The 15396-nt window shown below is 70.3% G+C and carries 14 protein-coding genes and 1 pseudogene; 8 read left to right on the top strand and 7 right to left on the bottom strand.

Annotation, left to right across the window (positions count from 1 at the left end; all coding sequences use genetic code 11):
• Nucleotides 1-818 precede the first annotated feature (818 nt).
• Nucleotides 819-2015 carry a hypothetical protein gene (locus tag VGJ24_RS08925; RefSeq protein ID WP_331500190.1) on the bottom strand — a complete coding sequence of 399 codons (1197 nt, stop codon included), beginning with the start codon at nucleotides 2013-2015 and terminating at the stop codon, nucleotides 819-821.
• Nucleotides 2016-2125: 110 nt separating this feature from the next.
• Here VGJ24_RS08925 and VGJ24_RS08920 point away from each other — a divergent pair, with 110 nt between their 5' ends.
• Together VGJ24_RS08920 and VGJ24_RS08915 are read left to right on the top strand one after the other, a co-directional pair.
• Entirely contained in the window at nucleotides 2126-3361 is a 1236-nt protein-coding gene (locus VGJ24_RS08920) for a cation:proton antiporter (protein WP_331500189.1), read from the top strand.
• 213 nt (nucleotides 3362-3574) lie between these two features.
• Nucleotides 3575-4144, top strand: a pseudogene (locus VGJ24_RS08915) (class I SAM-dependent methyltransferase); the annotation flags it as partial.
• 49 nt (nucleotides 4145-4193) lie between these two features.
• Here VGJ24_RS08915 and VGJ24_RS08910 read toward each other — a convergent pair.
• Nucleotides 4194-4658 carry an Lrp/AsnC family transcriptional regulator gene (locus VGJ24_RS08910; RefSeq protein ID WP_331500188.1) on the bottom strand — a complete coding sequence of 155 codons (465 nt, stop codon included), beginning with the start codon at nucleotides 4656-4658 and terminating at the stop codon, nucleotides 4194-4196.
• Nucleotides 4659-4746: 88 nt separating this feature from the next.
• Between VGJ24_RS08910 and VGJ24_RS08905 the strand changes: the two genes are divergently transcribed.
• The gene (locus tag VGJ24_RS08905; RefSeq protein WP_331500187.1) at nucleotides 4747-5673 is read left to right on the top strand and encodes an EamA family transporter; all 927 of its coding nucleotides are present in this window, start codon (nucleotides 4747-4749) and stop codon (nucleotides 5671-5673) included.
• The gene (locus tag VGJ24_RS08900; protein ID WP_331500186.1) at nucleotides 5673-6653 is read left to right on the top strand and encodes an aldo/keto reductase; all 981 of its coding nucleotides are present in this window, start codon (nucleotides 5673-5675) and stop codon (nucleotides 6651-6653) included. Before VGJ24_RS08905 ends, VGJ24_RS08900 begins: the two co-directional genes overlap by 1 nt.
• Before the next feature lie 3 nt (nucleotides 6654-6656).
• Here VGJ24_RS08900 and VGJ24_RS08895 read toward each other — a convergent pair whose 3' ends face one another.
• Both VGJ24_RS08895 and VGJ24_RS08890 read right to left on the bottom strand, forming a co-directional pair.
• Nucleotides 6657-8009: a serine hydrolase domain-containing protein gene (locus VGJ24_RS08895; protein WP_331500184.1), complete on the bottom strand. Its 1353-nt coding sequence runs from the start codon at nucleotides 8007-8009 to the stop codon at nucleotides 6657-6659.
• Between the two features lie 37 nt (nucleotides 8010-8046).
• Complete coding sequence (locus VGJ24_RS08890) at nucleotides 8047-8505, bottom strand: GbsR/MarR family transcriptional regulator (protein ID WP_331500182.1); 459 nt, start codon at nucleotides 8503-8505, stop codon at nucleotides 8047-8049.
• 65 nt (nucleotides 8506-8570) lie between these two features.
• Here VGJ24_RS08890 and VGJ24_RS08885 point away from each other — a divergent pair, with 65 nt between their 5' ends.
• The 3 genes from VGJ24_RS08885 to VGJ24_RS08875 are packed head-to-tail and all read left to right on the top strand — an operon-like array spanning nucleotide 8571 to nucleotide 11948.
• Nucleotides 8571-9473: an ABC transporter ATP-binding protein gene (locus VGJ24_RS08885; RefSeq protein ID WP_331500181.1), complete on the top strand. Its 903-nt coding sequence runs from the start codon at nucleotides 8571-8573 to the stop codon at nucleotides 9471-9473.
• On the top strand, nucleotides 9470-11038 hold the full coding sequence (locus tag VGJ24_RS08880; RefSeq protein ID WP_331500180.1) for a hypothetical protein: 1569 nt from the start codon (nucleotides 9470-9472) through the stop codon (nucleotides 11036-11038). The genes VGJ24_RS08885 and VGJ24_RS08880 overlap by 4 nt, the downstream gene beginning before the upstream one ends.
• Nucleotides 11039-11048: 10 nt before the next feature.
• On the top strand, nucleotides 11049-11948 hold the full coding sequence (locus tag VGJ24_RS08875) for a phosphotransferase family protein (protein ID WP_331500179.1): 900 nt from the start codon (nucleotides 11049-11051) through the stop codon (nucleotides 11946-11948).
• A 6-nt stretch (nucleotides 11949-11954) separates the two neighbouring features.
• On the opposite strand, the gene VGJ24_RS08870 is transcribed toward VGJ24_RS08875, so the two are convergent.
• A complete protein-coding gene (locus tag VGJ24_RS08870) occupies nucleotides 11955-13175 on the bottom strand; it encodes a threonine synthase (protein ID WP_331500178.1) in 1221 nt (406 codons plus the stop codon).
• Nucleotides 13176-13254: 79 nt separating this feature from the next.
• On the opposite strand from VGJ24_RS08870, the gene VGJ24_RS08865 reads away from it, so the two are divergent.
• Entirely contained in the window at nucleotides 13255-14010 is a 756-nt protein-coding gene (locus VGJ24_RS08865) for a class I SAM-dependent methyltransferase (RefSeq protein WP_331500177.1), read from the top strand.
• A gap of 10 nt (nucleotides 14011-14020) precedes the next feature.
• Here VGJ24_RS08865 and VGJ24_RS08860 read toward each other — a convergent pair whose 3' ends face one another.
• A complete protein-coding gene (locus tag VGJ24_RS08860; RefSeq protein WP_331500176.1) occupies nucleotides 14021-14392 on the bottom strand; it encodes a hypothetical protein in 372 nt (123 codons plus the stop codon).
• 34 nt (nucleotides 14393-14426) lie between these two features.
• The gene (gene ypfJ / locus VGJ24_RS08855) at nucleotides 14427-15383 is read right to left on the bottom strand and encodes a KPN_02809 family neutral zinc metallopeptidase (RefSeq protein ID WP_331500175.1); all 957 of its coding nucleotides are present in this window, start codon (nucleotides 15381-15383) and stop codon (nucleotides 14427-14429) included.
• Nucleotides 15384-15396: the final 13 nt, after the last annotated feature.

Genomic DNA, 15396 nt, shown 5'->3' with positions numbered 1-15396 from the left:
GAGGATCCCGATCTCGCACCGGTGTTGGGTGTCCGCGAGGTCGGCGGCATGGTCGAGCAGCTCACCGCCCGACAGCTCGTCAACCTCCACCACATCCATGTGGTCACTCTGGCATGACCCACCGACAATCCGACCGCCCACAACCCCTTCTCCACAGGCATCCGGTCACGAACAGGTCACGATCCATGACAGCGGTGCACGGTTGCTCATGAGGTCGTGCACCGCTGATCCGGTTCCCGCGATCTCGACAGCCACAACGGTGCCCCAACGCCATTGTGGCCTGCGGGCTCACCGGGGGATGGGCGACGGTTTCTGACGCCGAGCCAACTCCAACTCGAATCGTTGCCGTCAGTTCTTGGCCGTCGGTAAACTTCGAGGAACACGTCTCGGATTCGCCCGGTCATAGGGAGTGACCATGGCCGAATTGATTGGCCTCGGGATCTTCGTTGCGACCGCCATGGTGCTGGTCTTCCTGGCCAGTCGGCGTCAGCGGCTCCACGGGGGCTCAATGCGTGCAGAGCATGGAAACCTCGGGCGGAACGAGACGCCACCCGAAGGTCGGTGGTTTCCCGGGCGAAACCTCCGCAGCAGCGGCAGGCATGGGATGGGGCGACGACGGCCGTCTTGACCATCAGACGGCATAGCGACCGCTCACTGGGCGAACCTCTTCTTGCTGACCTCTTTCTTGGCCATGGTGTTCGAGCCGGCCGTGAAAAGGGCTTGATGGCACCTGGTTCCCGTCGGGTCCGCCACGTCCGCGCGACCGAGCCCTGGTAGAAGGAACTCGATCACCCGCCCTTTCACACGCCGGGGCCAGATCAGGATCGGATGAAGCTGTCGAAACCTTGTTGGGGCACGTTGTTGACCTTGGTGAACACCCCGCCCACGTAGACCTTCGTGCCCGCACTTCGGATGGCAAACACGCCGAGACCACTGTTCGCCGCCGGATTCCAGGGTTGCACCCCGCCGGTGTAGGGATTCAACGACATGACCTTGTTGCGGCTGGCCAGGGCTGGCGCGCAGCCATCTGCCGCGACGCTGCAGATCTTGCGGAAGTGACCACCCACGAGAAGCGCTCCGTGGAACCACGCCAGGGTCTGGACACCGCCATCGGTGTGCACACTCCAGGCGCTACCGCCACGACGGGGTAAGGCCGCGACATAGCCGCCCGGACCGTTGCCGCCGGCATAGACGTAATGGGAGGCGACAACCAGCGACCACACCGGATGGTCCGGATGCGTGCGCATGGTCAGGACCTTGCCCGAGGAGGAGACCTTGGCCAGAAACGGATCTGGTTGACCGTTGATCTGGGTGAACGCCCCTCCCAGATACACCCGTCTGCCGTGTTCGGCCACCCGGACGCTCCTCACGGTGCCGTTGGTGCCCGGGTGCCAGGAGCGCACCAGGTGCCCCTTCAGATTGACCGCGGCGACATGCTGGCGCGGCTTGTGCTTGGCGATGTCGAAAGCGCCACCCAGATAGAGGCGCGACCGACTCCGGGCGAGCGCGAGGACAGCGCCGTTGGTGTTGGCGTGGAAGCCGAGCGCCGAGCCGGTCTTGGCGTCGACCGCGCCGAGATTGTGATGGGCAGCGCCGGCCAGGGTCGTGAAGCTGCCACCGACGTAGATAGTGCGCCCGTCAAAAGAGGCTGCCAGGGCGGCGACCGAGCCGTTCGGATGCGGGTTCCAAGCCCGAAGCCTCCCGTTGTCCACCCGGAACGCGGCGAGGTGGGCACGGGAGGTCTCCCTGGTCCCCGGAGCCGCGCCATGCGGGCGAACCGCGGTGAAGTCGCCACCTATGTAGACGGTGTTCCTGACCACGAGGATGGACGTGACCCGACCATTGGTCTGGTACGTCGGCCTCGACGTGCTGCTCAGCCTCGGCGCCTGCGCATCGGCCGAGGCGATCATCGGAACAACGGCGAGCGGCGTGATCGTTGCAGCAGTGGCGGCGGCGGCGCGCTGTAGAGACCGACGTACACGCATGGTTCCCCCGATACGAGATCGATCGACCATGCTGTCACAACCCTCGGGGTACGACCAGAACGTGGTGCCCAGAGCGGGGTGCGAGGAGTCGTCTTGATCGGGCGATCCCTTCTCTCCTGCATTGAGGCAAGGTCGGCGGCATGACCGCGTCCCAGGTCTTCGTCGGTCTTTCGCTCATCCTTGCCTTGGCGGTGGCCTGTCAGGTGGTCGCTGCGAAGGTCGGCGTACCGGCGATCATTGTGTTGCTTCCGGTGGGTTTCGCGGCTGGGGCGCTCGTTCCGTCCGTCGACCCGGACAAGCTCCTGGGGACGGCGTTCGAGCCGCTGGTGAGCCTCGCCGTGGCGGTCATCTTGTTCGACGGTGGCCTCGACCTGGTGCTCGACGACCTGTCCGGACACTCCGGTGTCGTCGTCCGACGCCTGCTCGTCCTGGGCATCCCGATCACCTGGGGAGGTGCCGCCCTTTTCGCGGGGTTGCTCTTCGGGATGTCGATGCAGACCGCGGTCATGCTCGGAGCCATCCTGATCGTCTCCGGCCCCACGGTAATGGGCCCCATCCTCGATGCTGCAGCGCCTGGCCGCCGGCTGGGGGTGATCCTGACTCATGAGGGCACCACGATCGATCCCATCGGCGCGTTGATCGGGGTGGTCACCTACCAGATCCTGATCACGCACCACGCCCACAGCGTGGCGCGGGGCCTGTTCGGCTTCGCCGGCCGCATCGCCGTGGGCCTGGTGGGAGCAGCCGTCGGGCTGAGCGTCTTGTGGTTCTTGCTGAAGAAGGTGCGGCTGACCGGAGTCCTGGCGGCCGAGGCGATCCTGGCCACCGTCCTCACCACGGCTGGGTTGTGCGACGCACTCGCCCCGGACACCGGCCTGGTGGCAGCGATCGCCATGGGAATGGTCATCGCCAACGTCTCCGGAGCGGACGTGCCAGAGGATCGCCGGCAGCTCAAGACCATCGTTCAGCTGACCATCGGGTTGCTGTTCATCGCCATCTCCGCCACCATCACGCCGGCGTCGCTCAAGGGGGCCGTTCTGCCGTCCATTGCGTTGGTCGTCCTTCTGGTGATCGTCGTACGACCCGTCGTCGCGCTCGTCGCGACCTGGCGGACCGACCTGTCCCCCCAGGAGCGCATCTTCGTCGGTGCCATGCATCCGCGCGGAATCATCGCCGCATCCACGGCCGCAAGCTTCGCGCCCCCCTTGGTCGCCGCCGGGCTGGGCGGTGCCGACAAGCTCCTGCCGGGGACCTTCCTGGTCATTGTGGGAACGGCTGCGGCCTATGGACTCGGCGCAGCGCCCCTCACCCGAGCCCTCGGCCTGGGCGACTCGCCGAGCGAGTCGGGCGTACCGGACGGCCCCGGCGGGGCTTAGCCCCGATCCAGGCTCAGGCGCCGGCGGCGTGGGTCGGCCGTTGTTCAGGTCACTGGTGCGGAAGAATGTGGGGAAACGAGGGCGTCCGGTGAGGGGTCACATGGCTGAGCATGGTCACTGGCGACAGATGGCCTCCGACTATGAAGCGGCACGTAGCCGGCCGGATTCACTCGATTCGCTGGTCGAGCGGCCGGCCGAGTTGGACGTGACCCAGCCGGCTTGGCGGTGCTCGATGTGGGGTGCGGAAACGGCGGCAAGTCGCTGGAGCTGTATGCGCGTGGTGCGTCGCGCGTCGTGGGCCTCGACGTCACCGACGGATTTCCGCCGGTGACGGAGGGTGCGGCCGTCCGGTTTCAGCACCACGACCTGTCGAAGCTGGCTGACTTCGTGAGTGACGAGTCTTCTCGATTCGATCGAGTGCTCTTCCTTTCGTCCCTCGGCTACGCCGACGACGAGGTCTCGACACTCGTGGCTGCGCGGCTGCTGCTGCGACCGGGGGGCGCCGTGGTAGTGGCCAGAACCAGTCCGATTCGCTATGCGGCGGAGCGATCGGAACGTGAAGGCTGCGGCCTCGGCACCGCATATCACGACTCAGAACCGTGGGCCTACCGGCCCAGCTGGAATCCATCCGTCGTGCTCTCGCGTCGCACCAGAACGTTCTCCGACATGCTCAATACCGTCTACGCCGCTGGCCTCCGGGTGACCGAATGCAAAGAGCCCCAGCTGACAAGCGAACAGGCCGAGCGTTATCCCACAAGCAGGCGTGGATGGATCAATACGTAGGGATCGTGGTCTTCCGACTCGTCGCCATCTGAGCGCTCACCCGGATGGCTCAGTCCGGGATCGGCAGCGGCCGTCCGGGGACCGGGCTCGTGACCACGATCGACGACACCGTCTGCCCGTGCTTGAGGAACAGGTCGAGCACCTCCTCGAGCCCGGCGACCGTCGGGGCGTGCAGCTTGATCAGGAAGCAGTCCTCGCCAGTGATCCGGTGGCACTCGCTGACCTGCTCGGTCGCCACGGCCAGCTCCGCGATCCGGCCGAGCTGCCCCGGTGCGGGTCGAAGCCGGACGTACGCCGCCACCGGCAGCCCGAGCGCGGCCGGGTCGACGTCCATCCGGAAGCCGGTGATCACGCCGGACCGCTGCAGCCGTTGGACCCGCTCGCTCACCGCCGGCGCGGACAGCCCCACGCGGCGGCCGAGCTCGGACATCGAGAGCCGTGGGTCGGCATGCATCTCGCGCAGGAGGCGCCGGTTGGTCTCGTCGAGCTGTTCGTGGAGTTCGAGGTCGGTCATCGCATTCACCTTCGATTCCCAAGGAGATTACGCCAAAAGCCTCCGATCAACCCTTCAGTCGCGCGGTTCGCCTTACCAGGATGGAGTCGTGTCCAGCAGCGTCTCGGAACCTGTCATCACCTCAGTCCTCCCGCAGAAGCAGCGGGGCGTCGCGCCCTCCGCGCTCGGCGCCGTCCTCCTCGGCGCGACGTTCCACTACCTCGGCCCGTCCTTCGCGGTCCTCCTGTTCGCCCACGTCGACGCCGTCGGGGTCGCCTGGTTGCGGCTTGCCTCCGCGGCCGTCGTCTTCGCCGTCTGGCGTCGTCCCTGGACCGTCCTGCGCGAGGCCGGGCCGGCCGAGCGCCGCACGATGCTCGCCCTCGGCGTGGTCCTGGCGGCGATGAACGCCGCCTTCTACCTCGCCCTCGATCGCGCACCCCTGGCGACCGTGGCGAGCATCGAGTTCCTCGGCGTCGTCGCGCTCGCGGCGTACGGCGTCAGGTCCCGGCGCAACGTGACCGCGCTCGCCCTGTCGTGCGCCGGCATCGCCTTGTTGACGGAGGTGCAGATCGCCGGCAGCGCGGCGGGGCTGGCCTGGGCCGCGGCGAACTGCCTCGGCTTCGTCCTGTACGTCGTGCTCGGCCACCGGATCGCCACGGGGGATCCGGAGAGCCCCGCACGCACGGCCGCCAGAGCCGGTGGTGTCGACCGGCTGTCCGTGGCCGTGGTCGTCTCGGCGGTCGTGGCGACGCCGTTCGGGGTCGCCCAGGCGGCACCCGCGTTCGCCCATCCGCCCTGGCTGCTGTGGGGGATCGGGGTGGGTGTCTGCTCCACGGTGATCCCGTACGTCGCCGACCAGTGGGCGATGGCGCGGCTGCCCCGCGCCAGCTACGCCCTGATGCTGGCGCTGCTGCCCGTCACCGCGACCGTGTGCGGCGTGGTGGTCCTCGGTCAGGTGCCCGCGCGGCAGGAGCTCGTCGGCATCGGCCTGGTCGGCGCCGCGGTCGCGTTGCACCGTCCGCGCGAGGCATCGTGATGCAGTACGCCCACGTCGGCACCGCCGGCCCCGAGGTCTCGCGCCTCGTGCTGGGGATGATGAGCTTCGGCGACACCACCCGGCGTGCCTGGCACCTCGACCTCGACGCCGCTCGTCCGCTGGTACGACGTGCGGCCGAGGCCGGCGTCACGGCGTACGACACCGCCGACGTCTACGACCGCGGCGCCAGCGAGGAGGTCACCGGCTGCCTGCTGCGTGAGCGCTTCCCTCGACGCGACGACTACGTGCTGTCGACGAAGGTCTACTACCCGATGTCCGACGCGCCGGATGACCGCGGCCTGTCGCGGCGCCACATCCTGGCCTCGATCGATGGCTCGCTCCGGCGCCTCGGCACCGACCACGTCGACCTCTACTACGTCCACCGCTGGGACTACGAAACCCCCGTCGAGGAGACGATGGAGGCGCTCGACGCCGTCGTCCGGGCCGGCAAGGCCCGCTACCTGGGTGCGTCGAGCATGTACGCCTGGCAGTTCGCGAAGGCGCAGCACGTCGCGGAGCGCAACGGCTGGCACCGGTTCGTGGCGATGCAGAACCACTACCACCTCGCCTACCGGGAGGAGGAGCGCGAGATGGTGCCGCTCTGCCTGGACCAGGGCGTCGGCGTGCTGCCGTACAGCCCGCTCGCCCGCGGGCTGCTCACCGGCACCCGTACCCGGGGCGGCGGTGGCAGCACCTCGCGGTCCGCGCACGACCCGGCGGCCGGCGAGCTCCACTCCGACACCGACTTCGACGTGGTCGACGCCCTCGTCGAGGTGGCTCGCGGCCTGGGCCGCCCCCCGGCCCAGGTCGCGCTCGCCTGGCTGCGCGACCGGCCCGCCGTCGTCGCGCCGGTCGTCGGGATCACCAAGCCCGCGCACCTGGAGGACGCGCTCGCCTCGCTCCAGGTCGAGCTCGGCCCGGAGGAGTGCGCGCGGCTCGAGGCGGCGTACGTCCCCCACGCGGCCGTCGGACCGGAATGAGGCTCACGGCTGGAGGTGCTCGCCGAACGCGATCGGCTCCCGGGTGAACAGGTACGTCGCCCAGTTCAGCTGGGTGACCGAGCCGTCGGCCGCCCGGGTCACCCGGAGGAGCTCGCCGCGTTCGCGTCCCGCGACGTCGCGGTAGACGTCGTCGTCGGAGACCTTCACGAACCGCGACGGCGTGAGCTTCGCCGCCGCCGGCTTGTCGATGCGTGCCTTCAGCTCACCCTGCTCGACCCAGAACACGAAGGGCTGGCCCTCCGAGAACCAGCGGCCGAGCAGGCCGTGGTACTCGTCGGGGATCCGCGTCCCCGGGCGCCACGGACCGTCCTCGACCGGATCGTGCTCGACGACGTGGTCGGCGAGCTCGATCGCGAAGGCATCCGGCGGAGGCGGGGCGCTGCTGTTCATCAGGGCGATGCCGCCGGTGCCGGACTCGCGGTGGGTGAAGACGCCGGTGATGTGGCCGGGCATCCCGCCGGTGTGGCCGACGTACGTGCGCCCGGTCCCGGACCTGATCAGGAAGAACCCGAGGCCCATCGCGGCGTTCCACGCGTCGGTGGTGAGCAGGATCTGCGGCTGGCACATCTCCTCGATGGTGTCCGCCGAGAGCAGCTCGCCGGGGTCGGCCACGAACGCCGACCACTTCGCCAGGTCGTCGGCGGTGCTGGCCAGGCCACCGCAGGGCGAGAGTCCCTTCAGGTCCATCACCGGCTCGGGCCGCGGCACGTCGTCGTACGGCGCGACGTAGTAGCCCGACACGTGGGGCCCGCCGTCGAACCCGTTCGAGGTGCGCGTCATCTCCAAGGGGTCGAGCAGCCGCGTGCGCAGCGACTCCTCCCAGGACCGGCCGTCGAGCTCCTCGATCAGCTGACCGAGCATCGCGTAGACAACGTTGGAGTAGTGCCAGCGGTCGTGCGGCTTGAGCACCCGCTCCACGTCGTCGAAGTCGCGGCGCAGCTCCTTGGCGGTGGGGTTCTCCAGCGTCTCCCAGACGTCTCCCAGCGGCTCGCGGGCCATGCCGGAGACGTGGGCGAGGCACTGCCGGATCGTGAGCGGGTGAGACACCTCGGGCACGTGGTCGCCGAGCAGGTCGTCGAGCGAGAGCCGGCCCTCGTCGCGCAACTGCATCACCATCACCGCGATGAAGGTCTTGGTGTTGGACGCGACCAGGAACTGGTCGTCGGCACTCGGAGGACGCTTGTCGGCGAGGTCCGCGAGGCCGACCCCCTCGCCCCAGATCAGAGAGCCGCCCCGGGCGACTCCGGCGAACAGCCCGGGCACGCGGCCGTCGCGTTGCTTGCCGAGGGCGATGCCGTGGAGGGAACGAGTCGTGGTGTCGAGCAGAGCGGTCACGAGCCGAACCTATCGACGCCTCACACCCATCGCTCCCTCAGCCCTCGTCGAGCTCGCGCTTCCGCTCGGCCCAGCCGGCGGCCAGCTTGCCCATCTCCTCGTCGACGAACCGGAGGAACTCCGCGCTGAGCCGGATCCGGTGGTACGCCGGGTCGTCCGGCCCGTGGTCGTCGAGGGCACTGTCGAGCGCGCGGAGCAGAGGGGCGTAGAGGTGGTCGCGGCGGACCATCATCCCGTGCCACGCGTCGTCGTCGACGACGTACACGTCTCGCCGCGATCCGGGCTCGCGCTCGCGGCGGATCATCTGGAGGTGACCGAGGTACTTCACCGCGCCCGAGACGGCCGCGGCGCTCACTCCCAGCAGGTCGGTGAGCTCCGCCGAGGTCATCCGCCCGTCGTCGTCCATGAGAAGCGCCGAGAAGACCCGGGAGGGCAGCGAGGGAAGCCCGGCGTCAGCGAGCGCGGCACCGAACTGCTCGACGGAGCGGCTGGTCATGGATCACAGGGTAACAAGTCTTCTGAAGTTTCAGGATCTATTGAAGGAAGCGTAAGGTCGACGGCGTGAGTGAGAGCGACGTGATCCGGATCCGTGGCCTGGTCAAGACGTTCGGTCCGACCCGCGCCCTCGACCGGCTCGACCTGTCGGTCGGGGGCGGCGAGGTGCACGGCTTCCTCGGGCCGAACGGCGCCGGGAAGTCGACGACGATCCGGGTGCTACTGGGGCTGCTACGCAAGGACGCGGGGGAAGTGCGGCTGTTCGGCGGTGACCCCTGGGCGGAGGCCGCCGCGCTGCACCGGCGCCTCGCCTACGTGCCGGGGGACGTGAGTCTCTGGCCGAACCTGAGCGGCGGGGAGGTGATCGACATGTTCCTGCGGATGCGGGGTGCTCCGGCGAACCACCCCTGGCGCGCGGAGATGATCGAGCGGTTCCAGCTCGACCCGACCAAGAAGGGCCGTGCCTACTCCAAGGGCAACCGGCAGAAGGTGGCCCTGGTCGCGGCGTTCGCCGCGCCGGCCGACCTGCTGATCCTGGACGAGCCGACGTCGGGGCTGGACCCGCTGATGGAGGAGGGGTTCGCGGACTGCATCGCCGAGCGGAAGGCCGGAGGCACCACCGTGCTGCTGTCGAGCCACATCCTCAGCGAGGTCGAGCGGTTGGCCGACCGGGTGACGATCATCCGCGAGGGGCGCGCGGTCGAGTCGGGCTCGCTGGACGAGATGCGGCACCTGCACCGTTCGAAGGTGCGCGCCGAGGTGGTCGGCGCCGTGCCGGACCTCGGCGGCGTACCTGGGGTGCACGACCTGTCCGTCGACGGGGCAGTGGTCTCGTGCACCGTCGAGCCCGAGGGGCTGCCGGCCGTGCTGACGGCGCTGACCGCGGCCGGCGTACGCACGTTGACCAGCTCGCCGCCGTCGCTCGAGGAGCTGTTCCTCGACGCCTACCGCAAGGACCCCGTCGGATGACCGGTCTCGGACTGCTGACGCGCTTCTCGCTCCGCCGGAGCCGGGTGCTCATCGGTGCGTGGACGGCGGTTCTGGCGGTGATGTGCTACGCCTCCGCGGCGGCCACGGACAGCCTCTACGCCACCGCGGCCGACCGGGTGTCGGCCGCCGAGTCGATCAACGCGAGCTCGGCCCTGGTCGCGCTGTACGGCCCGATCCTCGACGTGCACAGCCTGGGCGAGCTGGCGATGACGAAGACGACCGTGACCTACGCCGTCCTGGTGATGGCGCTCGCGATCGCGCTGGTACGCCGGCACACGCGCGTCGAGGAGGAGTCCGGACGCGCGGAGCTGCTCGGCGGTCTCGCGGTCGACCCGCGGGCACCGCTCGTCAGCGCGGTCCTGGTGGGGGCGACAGCATCCCTCGGGGTGGCCCTCACCGCGGCGCTCGGCACCATCGCCGGGGGCCTGCCGGTAGCCGGGTCGCTGTGGTTCGCCGGCTCGTGGCTCGGCCTCGGGCTGGTCGGCACCGGGATCGGTGCGGTCTGTGCGCAGCTCTCCGCGAACGCCCGGACGTGCGGTGCCGTCGCTGCCGGCGTGGTGGCCGTGCTGTTCGGGCTCCGCGCGCTCGGCGACACCACGGGGGCCGGATGGCTCAGCTGGCTCTCGCCGTTCGGTTGGTCGACGCAGCTGCGGGCGTGGTCGGACCCGCGCGGCTGGGTGCTGCTCCTCGACCTCGCGGCCGCGGTCCTTCTCATCGTCGCGGCGCTCGTCCTGCGTGCCCGGCGCGACCTGGGGGCCGGCCTCGTCGCCGACCGGCCGGGGCCGGCCACCGGGTCCCCGCGTCTCGCCGATGCGCTCGCGCTGAACCTCAAGGTCCACGCCACCAGCCTCGTGGTCTGGACCGCCGCGTGTGCTCTGCTCGGCGCGCTGATGGCCGCGATCGTGCCCGGGGTCGGCTCCGTCCTGGACTCGGACAGTGCCCGGCAGATGATGGAGCGGCTGGGCGGGGTCGGTGCGCTCCAGGAGACCCTGGTCGCCGCCCTGGTCTCTGTCGGCGCCGTCGTGATCACCTGCTTCGTGGCCATGGTCGTCGGTCACGGGGGAGCCGAGGAGCACGACGGCCGCACCGAGGAGGTGCTCGCCACGGCCACGAGCCGGTCGACGTCGTTCGCCGCGGTCGCGCTGGTCGCGCTCGGGGGAGCGGCCTGGCTGCTCCTGGTCACCGGCGCCGCCATGGCCCTCGGGTCGTTCGGCGCAGAGGTGTCCGCAGGGGGCGTGCTCGCGGCGGCGCTGGTGCAGATCCCCGCGGTCTGGGTGGTGGCCGCGCTGGCGCTGCTCGCCGTCGCGGTGCGGAGCACCTGGGCGGTGGCCGGATGGGTGCTGGTGGTGGCGTTCTTCCTGCTCGGTCCGCTGGCCGAGCTGCTCCGGCTGCCGGGCTGGGTGGCGGGCCTCTCGCCGTACTCCCATGTGTCGAAGGTGCCCGCGGAGTCGCTCCAGATGACGCCCGAGGTGGTGCTGACGCTGCTCGCGACACTCGTGGTGCTCACGGCCTGGTGGCGCTATCGGGAGCGTGACATCGGATAGCGTCCGGCCCATGTGGGAGCCCGATCCCGCCTGGCTCGCCGTGACCGGCGGCACCGGGACCTCGACCGTCGGCGTCTGGCGCACCGAGCGCGAGGGACACGCCTTGGTCGTGAAGCGGCTCGGCGCGCCCGGGCCCGACGACCCCCCGGAGTACTCCGAGCCCCACCACTTCGCGTACTGGCGGCGCGAGGCCGACGTCGCGATCAGCGGCATCACCGCAGAGACGCCCGGGCTACGCGCGACCCCGACCGACGTGGTCGAGGACGACGACGGCATCACGCTGACCCGCGAGTGGGTCGAGGATGCCGCGCTCAACGGGCTGTATGTCGCGCACGCGATGGGCAGGTTCGCCGGCGCCGACTTCGGCCGCCACCGGTGGCTCGCGGTCGGGCAGCTCCGCGACCGGATGCGTCGCGTGGAACGACGCGGAGGCTGGCCGACGCTGGTGCGGACGACCGTGGCAGACGTCGCCGACCGGCTCTGGTCTCGGCGCGAGACGCTGCTGCGCGAGCTCGACGCGCTGCCTCTGGTTCCGCAGCACGGCGACCCCGCCGAGCAGAACCTCCCGGGCCGGCAGGGCGACGAGGTGATCGCCATCGACTGGAGCACCGTCGGCCACGGACCGGTCGGGGCAGACCTGGGGCTGTTCCTCCAGAACGCGCGCGAGGACGCCGAGCCCCTGCTCGACGCCTACCTGATGGGGCTTCCCGACGGGACGGCCACATGGGAGGAGGCCTCGCTCGGGATGCGGGTGAGTGCGGCGTACACCGCGCTGTCCCGAGCCGAGTGGGCGCTCGCCCGGGTGGCCGGGGGAGAGGGCGCACTGGCCGGGAAGTACCGCCACCCCGCCGTCGCGCCGTACCTCCGGAGGCTGCAAAGGCAGTTCCCCCTCATCGAGTCCTTGCTCTGAGTGCGGTCAAGTCGTGCTCGGCACGCGCCCGTCGCGCTCGAGGACCGGTACGTCGACTCGCACGGTCTCGGGGTACTTGAGGCCGACCCCTGTGTTGAGCACGACGACGCGCTCGCCCTCGACGATCCAGCCGCTCTCGCGGAGCTCACGGGTGGCGGCCAGGCAGGCCGCACCCTCGGGGCAGATCCAGGTGCCCTCCGCCGCGGCGAGGTGGCCGAGCTCGGCGAGGATCGCCTCGTCGCTGACTGCGATCGCGGTGCCCTCGGTCTCACGAACGCCCCGGAGCACCAGGAAGTCGCCGAGGGCTTTGGGCACGTTGATGCCGAACGCCAGCGTGTGCGTGCCTTCCTGCAGGGTGCTCTCGTCGAGCCCGGCCTCGAACGCGTCGACGATCGGCGGGCAGCCGGTGGCCTGTACGGCGACGAGGCGCGGCAGCTTCTCGCCGATCCAGCCGAGCTCGCGCAGCTCCAGCATCGCCTTGTGGATCCCGATCAGGCCGACCCCGCCTCCGGCCGGGTAGAGGATCACGTCGGGCACCTGCCAGCCGAGCTGCTCGGCGATCTCGTAGCCCATCGTCTTCTTGCCTTCGATGCGATACGGCTCCTTCAGCGTCGACACCTCCTGGTAGCCGTCCCGCTCCTCGACGGCCGCCTTGACCAGCGAGCCGGCGTGGTTGATCAGTCCGTCGACGAGGTACAGCTCCGCGCCGGCGGCCACGCACTCCCGCCGGGTGATCTCGGGTGCGTCGACGGGCATCACGACCAGGCTGCCGAGGCCCGCGCGCGCGGCGTACACCGACCAGGCGGCGCCGGCGTTGCCGTTCGTGGGCATCGCCACGGCCCGCACGCCGAGCTCGCGCGCGCGACTGACCCCGACCGCAGCGCCGCGCGCCTTGAAGGTGCCGGTGGGGATCAGTCCTTCGTCCTTCATCAGCAGACCGGGCACGCCGATCGCTGCGCCGTACGACGGGAGCGGGAGCAGGGGCGTCATCCCCTCGCCGAGCGTCGTGACGTGCTCAAGGTCGCGGATCGGCAGCACCTCGTGGTACCGCCACAACGAGGGTGGCCGGGTCGCGACCTCCTCGCGGGTGACGCTCGCCCGAACCCGTTCCAGGTCGTAGCGCGCCAGCAGCGGTGCACCGACCTCGCTGACGCCCTGCACCTCGTCGGCGTCGTACGACGTCCCGGTGCGGGAGCACTCGAGACGGGTCAGGAACGAGTACGGCACGGATCCTCCTGAGAACGCTGGGCTCGGTCGAAACTAACAGCGGCCGGGCGGACGGTCGGCCGGTGATACGTTCGGCGCCGTGCGCCGCCACGAGCTGCTCGAGCAGCTACACGACCGCCTTGCTCCGCGGACGTATCTCGAGATCGGGGTCAGCACCGGGACCAGCATGAGCCTCTCCCGGACGCGTTCGATCGGGGTCGACCCGTTCTTCAGGATCCGGCGCGAGCTGCGCTGCGACCTGCAGCTGGTCCGTGCGACCAGTGACGAGTTCTTCGCCTCGGCGGGTGCGTTCGAGCACTTCGGCGGCTCGGCGTTCGACCTCGCGTTCATCGATGGCATGCACCTGGCCGAGTACGCGCTTCGCGACTTCATCAACACCGAGCGCCATGCGCACCCCGCATCGGTGATCGTCCTCGACGACATGCTGCCGCGGGTTCCGGTGGAGGGGTTGCGGGACCGGCGGGACGCGCGGTCGCACGGCGCGTGGGCCGGAGACGTGTACAAGATCCTCGACGCCCTGCGGACCCTCCGCCCCGACCTGGTGTGCCTCGAGCTGGACACCGGGCCCACCGGCACGGTGGCGATCTTCCTCCCGGACAGCTCCTCGACCATGCTCGTGGTGGCGTACGACGAGCTGGTGCAGGCCTACGTCGTCCCCGATCCGCAGGACATCCCCGACGAGGTGTTGCGACGCAGCCGGGCTCTGGACCCCGAGGACCTTCTCCGGTCCTCGATCTGGGACGGGCTGCGACGACTGCGCGAGCGTCCCGCCGCCGAGGCCCGGCCCGAGGTTGCTCGCCTGCTGGCGGAGGCGGGACTGGCGACGCCGCGGTGACCGGCCGCCCTCAGGTGATGTTGGCGGTCTTGCCGAACAGGAGGGCGACCGGCTGGTCTCGGTGAAGGAGCAGGCGGGCGCCCAGGTCGAGCACCGGCCCGCCGCGCTCCCGGAGCGCAAGTCGCCAGACGCCGTCGGCGAGCTGCCCGCGGGGGACGGACACCTCCACCCGACTCCGCCCCGTGGCACGCTCGAGGGCCGCAGGGAACCGGAGCCGGGCCTCGTCGTTCTGGAAGCGGACGAAGACCCGGGGGCCGGCGACCTCGGCGTGTTCGGCCAACGTGAGCACGACCCGCACCGCGTCGCCGTCGAGGCGCGCATAGCTCAGCACGTCGTCGGTCAGCGGGTCGGACGACGGGTCGGCTGGCGGGTCGGTGGGCATGGCCGTGATTGAACCAGCCCCGAGTCGGCCGGACCTACTCGACATTGCCGGCAGTGAAGGTGTTGCAGGCGTCGAGGGTGCCGTTCCGGTACCCCTCATTGAACCAGTGCACCCGGGCCGCGGACGAGCCGTGCGTCCACTGCTCCTGGTTGACCTGGCCGGTGGTCGCCCTCTGGATCGTGTCGTCACCCACGGACTTCGCGGCCGCCATCGCGTCCTGGATGTCCTTGTCGGAGAGGTCCTGGATCAGCACGTTCCCCTGACTGTCCTGGGTCTGGGTGGCGCTGCGCGTCCACATGCCGGCGTAGCAGTCGGCCTGCAGCTCGAGTCGCACCGAGTCGCTGTTGGGTCCCTGCTGCGTCTTCACCTTGCGCATCGTGCCCAGCAGGTTCTGGATGTGGTGCCCGAACTCGTGGGCGATCACGTAGGGCTCGACGAACGCGCCGGAGGGTCCGTTCAGCTGCTGCTGGAGGATGTCGTGGAAGAACGTCGGGTCGAAGTAGATGGTCTGGTCGTTCGGGCAGTAGAACGGCCCCATCCCCGACGACGCCTGGCCGCACCCGCTCGGCGTCGCCCCGGAGAAGGTCATGATCGCCGCCTCGGGCTGGAACCGCGTGTTGGGCGACTGCTGGGCCAGGGTCTTGCCCCAGTAGTCGACCAGGGAGTTCTCGACCGCGACCACGCCGCAGGTGTCGGGGTGCTCGTTGGCGTCCTGGCCCGTCGTGCAGCTCTGGTACGCCGTGGAGTCACCGCCCTGGAAGCGGCTGACGTCGTACCCGCTGAGGCCGGTGCCGGTGATCGCGCCGGTCAGGTCGACCCCGCCGCAGGCCTTGAGCAGCAGGATGACCACGACGATGACCAGGAAGCCGGCGCCACCGCCGGCCTTGGTGCCGCCGGGGAGCGGGATGCGCATCCCGCCGCCGGCACCGCCGCCGCCACCACCGTCGCGGACGCGGCTCGTGTCGAGCCGCGCCTTGGGGTTGAACCGCATGGTGACTCCTCGC

The organism is Nocardioides sp., assembly GCF_036493135.1.
Taxonomy (GTDB): Bacteria; Actinomycetota; Actinomycetes; order Propionibacteriales; family Nocardioidaceae; genus Nocardioides.
The sequence above is the reverse complement of the archived record's forward strand: the minus strand, read 5'-3'. Positions and strand labels throughout refer to the sequence as shown.